Genomic DNA, 6,189 nt, shown 5'->3' with positions numbered 1-6,189 from the left:
GCCGCGAGGGCCGCCCGGCACGACGGGGGGAATCACGTCAGGGGAGTGATCCGGATGTCGCGGAACCTCACCTTGTTCCCGTGGTCCTGCAGCCGGATCGCTCCCGCGGCAGGAGTCTCGGACCGGCCCGAGGCGGTCGGTCCGTCGAGGGCGATGTCGTCGTGGACCTTCTGCCCGTTCCACACCACCGTGACCCGGGCGTCGGCGGTCTTGCGGCCGCTGTCGTCGAAGCGGGCCGCGCGGAAGTCGATGTCGTAGGTCTGCCAGGTCTCGGGCGCCGTCGCCGCGTTGCTGTCGGGCGCCCGCTTCAGATAGAACGCTCCTGCCTCGTTGGTGTCGAGCGTGGTGTCACCGTAGGAGTCGAGGATCTGCAGCTCGTAGCGGTCCTGGAGGAAGATGCCGCTGTTCCCGCGGTCCTGTCCGGTGACGTCGGGGGGAAGCAGCGGGACCCGGAACTCCAGGTGCAGTCTGAAGTCCCGGTACGCGTCCTTGGTGCGGATGTCGCCGCAGCACACCTCCATCGACTCCTCGTCGCTGAGCGGCCAGCGCAGGCTCCGGCCGTCCGTGTGCTGCCACTGCGCCTGCGAGGCGGCCGTGCCGTCGAAGAGCGGGACCTGGGCTCCGCGCGGATGGACGCTGAGCATGTCGAGATTGACATGACCGGTGTCGCCCGTGTCGAACCGGTAGGAGACCGTGTTGCCCCCGGCGCGCAGCGCCAGCTGCTCGGTCTGCGTCGACCAGGAGTCCCAGTTGTCGGTCGGAGCGAGCTTCGTCTGCCGCAGCTTCTTCCCGTTGACGTACAGGGACAGGGACTTGGTGCCCCGGAACGGGTCCGGCCCGTTGGAGTAGCGCAGCCCCACGTCGTAGGCGCCCGACTTCGGGACCGTCACGTCGAACGTCGTGCCGGCCTTGCCCTCGGTGGCGTAACGGTCCACGAAACCGCTGCCGGAGTAGCCGGTGTGGTCGGTGCCGACACCGGCCGTGCCCGTCAGACGTGCCTCCTCCGCCTCGTACCGGGTCGCGGGAGCCGGCTGCTTGCCGGGGATCCGGTTGAGGGTGTACCAGGCCTCGGTGCTCCACAACTGCTCACCGGAGTCCGACGTGAAGGGACGCGGGGAGCGGATGTGCACGACACGGCCCGGCTTGAGCTCGTCCAGCCGGAGCTTGACGGTACGCCGGTCCTTCGAGAGCGTCGCCGAGCGCACCGGCAGCTGCTCCTCGGCGATCTTCGGGCCGCCGTAGTCCGCGGTCGGCGTGTAACGCCACTGCTCCGCGCGGTAGTGGGTCGCCAACTGCTCGGCGGTGGCGTCGGACACCGGCTGGGTGTACGTCAGGTCGAAACCGCCGGGCACGGCACGCATGGTCTTGACGTCGAACGTGTTCCGGCCGTTCGGCGTCAGCTTCTGCAGGCCGAACCTGAGCTTGCCCTCCTGGCCCCAGTTGCCGTCGGCCCCCAGCCCGCCGACGTAGATCGCGCCGTCGGGCCCCTGGGTCACCCGGTTGATGCCGGCCTCGAGCCCTTGGGTGTAGCGGAAGACGGCCCCCTGGTACTGGCCCTTCACCTTCTCCAGGTAGGCGCGCTGCAGGCCGCCGTAGGTGACGTCGCCCAGCAGCATCTGCCCGGCGAACGGGCCCTTCTTCAGGTACAGGGGGGTGGAGGGGGAGTTGGCGATCTCGTTCTGCGGCAGCCACAGCACCGGCTCGGTGACGGGGGAGTCGTCGAAGGGGCCGGCGGGCTCGGTGTAATGGTTGAAGAAGCGGTCCTGCTTGATCTGGACGAGCTTCGAGGAGGGAAGCCATCCGCCCTGGTTGTCGGTGGCGAAGATGCTGCCGTCGGGCCCCCAGCCGATGCCGTTGGGCGTCCGCAGTCCTCCCGCGACCGGGCTGATCTTCCCCGTCTTCTTGCTGACCTTGTACGTGGCCCCGCGGCCCGGTGCCGGCTGCGGCACGGTGGTCGCGCCGCCGAGGTCGATGGCGACGGAGAGGTTCACGTAGAAGTGGCCGTCGCGGTAGAGCAGACCGAAGGCGAACTCGTGGAAGTTGCCTCCGTACGGCCAGGTCGCGACCGTCCGGTACTCGTCGGTGACCTCGTCGCCGTCGCGGTCGACGAGCCGTGTCAGTTCGTGCTTCTGCGAGACGTACAGGGCTCCGTCGACGTACTTGATCCCCATGGGTTCGCGCAGCCCACCCGCCACCTTCGTGACGGTGACCTTCTCGCGGCTGGTGGCGCCGGTGACGTTGTCGAGCAGGTAGACCTCTCCCGCAACGTTGTCCGTGCCGCCCCACGTGCTGATCGCCAGACGCCCGTCGGGCAGCCAGTCCATGCCGCTGACCTGCGGCTCGAAGCCGTCCGGGCGCAGATCGGTGAGGTTCAGGTCGGGGCGCACATCGGTGAGCGGGAGGCCGTCGCCGGGGGAGTCGCCGCTCGCCTCGCACTCCTTGCGGCCCGGCGCCGTGACCCGGACGACCCCGGCGTCGGTGCTCAGTACCTCCCGGGGAACGAGGGTGAAGTCGCTCGCGCCCGGCGGCTTCCAGGCCAGCTGGAGCTGCTGCCCGCCGTCGCGCTCGAAGTGGTCGATGCGCAACGGGTGGGCCCCGGTGCTGAGATGGACCGTGCCGTCCTTCGGCTCGGCACCGTGGAGCCCGTCGTGATCGATCACCGTGTCACCGTCGATCGCCAGCCGTGAGCCGTCGTCACTGGTCAGGCGGAACACGTACGAGCCGTCGCTCGGAATGTTCAGGTAGCCCGACGCCTCGGTGACGAAGTGATCGGACAGCCCGCCGAAGTCGGCCTCGGTGGACCAGTCGACCGTCGGCATCAGCTTGTCGTGGTTGGGAGTCTGACCCGGTTTCAGGGTGCACAGCTTGCTCAGCGGCGTCTGCACGTCGAACACGCGCAGTGTGATCCCGGGTTCCTGGGGCGGAATGTCCGCGGGAGCGGCGACGGCCGGCGGCGCGGAGCACAGCCCCGCGGCCAGGGTCCCCGCGAACAACAGAGGGATGAGGTGTCTTCGAGCACGTGGGAACAGACGGTTGCGCAATGGCCCTCCACGAGTTGGGGACCGGACCGTGCCGGATTTCGCTCCGGTCTGCTGCGGTGGCGCTGTACTTGCGCCGTCAAGTTAGAGGACTTCCGCTTGACGTGTCCATACTTTGTCATCAGAAAGTTCAAAGTCCGGGACCCCGCGAGACCGGGGAGGGGCCTCCCGATCCTGCGAGTTGGGTGGGAGTCCCTCTGAACTCCGGTACCTGAACGGAGAGATAACCGCAGCCAAGAAGTGATGACGCGGGGGCGAAGGCCCCGTATGACGCACCGGATTCCGTAGACCTTTGTATTGACGGGGACATGCCTTAAGAGTTCAATCATGCCTTGAGGTAAGCCGGTCGGTCTGCTGGCACGGCACAACCCGCAGTTCTCACCTCCTACCTCATCACGGTCTCGGTGGCGGTCCCTGACGCTGTCGCCCCTGGCAGGTCTGCCCCGCCCCGCGTTCAACCCCTGAAGGTCTCCGGCGTCCTGAAGGTTCCGAGGTCCTGAAGGTGAGGACGCCCCCACCGAGAGGTCACGCCCATGACGCCCCTGCGCAGACGCGTTCCGCTTCGCGGCACACCCCCCTCCCGTCGGCTCCCCGCGATGCTGGCCGCGGTCCTCACCCTCGCTCTCGCCCTGACACTCGCTCCCGGCGCCACGCAGCAGGCGGTGGCCGCAGGTGAGCGCGTCGACGTATGGCTCACCACGACGTCCGACGCGGGCGGCCGCAACGTCACCCGCGGCCTGGCCCCACAGACACCGGTGGCCTTCGGCCCCGCCGGAGGCGGCGCCGACCAGACGATCGCCGTCGACGAGACGACGACCTACCAGCAGTTCGAGGGAGGCGGCGCCTCGATCACCGACACCACCGCCCATCTGCTGCGCGGCGGCGCCGTCGGCGCCGCGACCCGTGACGCCGTGATGCGCAAACTGTTCTCACCGACGGACGGCATCGGGCTGTCCTTCGTCCGCAACCCGATCGGCGCCTCCGACCTGTCCCGGCCGGGCCACGTCTCGCTCGACGACACCTGTTGCGACCTGTCCGACTTCGGCGCCAACGGCTACGACACGAACGTCCGGCTCCTCACCGCGCAGGCCCGGCAGCTCAACCCGCAACTGCGGGTCAAGGGCGTGCCCTGGAGCGCACCCGGCTGGATGAAGGACAACGGCCGCATGGACCAGATGGGCTGGCTGAAGTGGGAGTACTACCCCCTGTACGCCCAGTACCTGGTCAAGTACGTCCGGAGTTACCAGGCCGTCGGCGTGGACATCGACTACCTGTCCGTCCAGAACGAACCGAACTGCTGCCAGGCGGGCAACCCCACGGCCATGAACTACCCCGGCATGAGCTGGAACCCCTCCGGTCTCGTCGAGTTCACCAAGAACCACGTCTACCCGGCCTTCCGTGCCGCCGGGATCGACACCAAGGTCCTCGTGCACGACTGGAACTACGGCGACTACGCGGGCTTCGGCGCCCCCGTCCTCGCGGACGCCGGGCTGCGCGAGGACCCGCTCTTCGGCGGCATCGCCTGGCACGGCTACGCCGGTGACCCCGCGGTGGGCAGCCAGGTGCACGGCCAGTACCCGAACGTCCGTCAGTTCAGCACCGAGCACTCCGGCGGCACCTGGATCGGCAACCAGCACAACGAGGACCTGGCCGACATCGTGGGCTACGCCCGCAACTGGAGCAGCAGCCTGGTCAAATGGAGCCTGGCTCTCAACCAGGACATGGGGCCGCACAACGGCGGCTGCGGTACCTGCACCGGACTGATCACCGTGCAGGAAGGCGGCCCGCGGGCAGGGCAGGTCGACTACACGGTCGAGTACTACACCACCGGCCACCTGACCAAGTTCGTCAGGCCCGGCGCCCACCGGATCGCCTCCACCGCCGGCACCGCGGTGTCCAACGTGGCCTGGCGCAACCCCGACGGCTCCAAGGCCCTGATCGCCCACAACGGAGGCACCTCCGCCCGTTCGGTCCGCGTCGACTGGGGCGGCCAGTCCTTCACCTACGGCCTCCCCGCCCGCACCACCGCCACCTTCACCTGGTCCGGCACCCCGTCGGGCAACCCGGGCGGCAGCACCGGCACCCTCACCGGACTCGCGGGCAAGTGCCTGGACGTCGCCGGCGGAGCCACGGCCGACGGCACCGCGGTGCACCTCCACACCTGCAACGGCACGGCGGCCCAGCGCTGGACCGTGAGCGCCGACGGCAGCGTGCGGGCACTCGGCAAGTGCCTGGACGTGACCGGTGCCTCGACGGCCGACGGCACCCGGGTGCAGCTCTACGGCTGCAACGGCAGCACGGCGCAGCAGTGGTCGTACAACCCCACGACCCACGATGTGGTCAACACCGGCGCGGACAAGTGCCTGGACGTCACCGGCAACAACTCCGCGGACGGCACCCCCGCCCAGATCTGGACCTGCACCGGCGCCGCCAACCAGAAATGGACCCTGAACACCTCCTGACCCCACCCACCCGACCCCACCCACCCGACCCCACCCGGCCAGGCCCACCCGGTACCGGCCCCCTCAGACGGGCGGCCGGTACCGGGCACAGCCGTGTGATCATGTCCGCATGGCAGCCGGTCGGATCATCTTCCTCAACGGCACGTCCAGTTCAGGCAAGTCGAGCATCGCCCGGGAACTGCTCGACATCCTGGAGGACGGTGTCTTCTTCCATCTGGCGGTGGACGGCTTCAACGCGATGCGCACGAAGCGGCCCCTCGCCCAGGAGGACCTCGACACCGCTCTTCGCCGGACGAGAAAGGGCTTCCACCGCTCGATCGCGGCCATGGCCGAGGTGGGCAACGATGTCGTCGTCGACCACGTTCTCAGCGAACCGTGGAGACTGGTCGACTGCCTGACCGTGCTGCGCCCCACGGACGTGCTGTTCGTCGGCGTCCACTGCCCACCGGACGAACTGGCCCGCCGCGAAAAGGCCCGCGGCGACCGCCCCTTCGGCCTCGCGGCACTCCAGTACGACCTGGTCCATCAGCACGGCGACTACGACCTCGAATGCGACACCGGCACGGCGAGGCCGCGCGAGTGCGCCGAACTGATCAAGGAATTCCTCCCGCGCCGGCCGACGCCCACCGCCTTCACCCGCCTGCGCGCCCGGTATCTGGCGGACGGCGATCCGATGGGCTGAGGGCGGC

3 protein-coding genes are annotated in these 6,189 nt (G+C 69.1%); 2 read left to right on the top strand and 1 reads right to left on the bottom strand.

What is annotated here, in order from left to right:
- Positions 1–32: 32 nt before the first annotated feature.
- Positions 33–3,041 carry a family 16 glycoside hydrolase gene (locus ACFWVE_RS12030; protein WP_384011436.1) on the bottom strand — a complete coding sequence of 1,003 codons (3,009 nt, stop codon included), beginning with the start codon at positions 3,039–3,041 and terminating at the stop codon, positions 33–35.
- Positions 3,042–3,634: 593 nt separating this feature from the next.
- On the opposite strand from ACFWVE_RS12030, the gene ACFWVE_RS12025 reads away from it, so the two are divergent.
- Both ACFWVE_RS12025 and ACFWVE_RS12020 read left to right on the top strand, forming a co-directional pair.
- On the top strand, positions 3,635–5,500 hold the full coding sequence (locus ACFWVE_RS12025) for a ricin-type beta-trefoil lectin domain protein (RefSeq protein WP_384011433.1): 1,866 nt from the start codon (positions 3,635–3,637) through the stop codon (positions 5,498–5,500).
- A gap of 109 nt (positions 5,501–5,609) precedes the next feature.
- On the top strand, positions 5,610–6,182 hold the full coding sequence (locus ACFWVE_RS12020; protein ID WP_384011430.1) for a chloramphenicol phosphotransferase CPT family protein: 573 nt from the start codon (positions 5,610–5,612) through the stop codon (positions 6,180–6,182).
- Positions 6,183–6,189: the final 7 nt, after the last annotated feature.

This window comes from Streptomyces sp. NPDC058632, assembly GCF_042717095.1.
Lineage (GTDB): Bacteria > Actinomycetota > Actinomycetes > Streptomycetales > Streptomycetaceae > Streptomyces.
This window is presented reverse-complemented; position numbering and strand designations above follow the sequence as displayed.

Excerpts from the sequence above, each read along its gene's own strand:
- ACFWVE_RS12025 (WP_384011433.1), top strand. The coding sequence starts at position 3,635 with ATGCTGGCCGCGGTCCTCACCCTCGCTCTCGCCCTGACACTCGCTCCC.
- ACFWVE_RS12020 (WP_384011430.1), top strand. The coding sequence starts at position 5,610 with ATGGCAGCCGGTCGGATCATCTTCCTCAACGGCACGTCCAGTTCAGGC.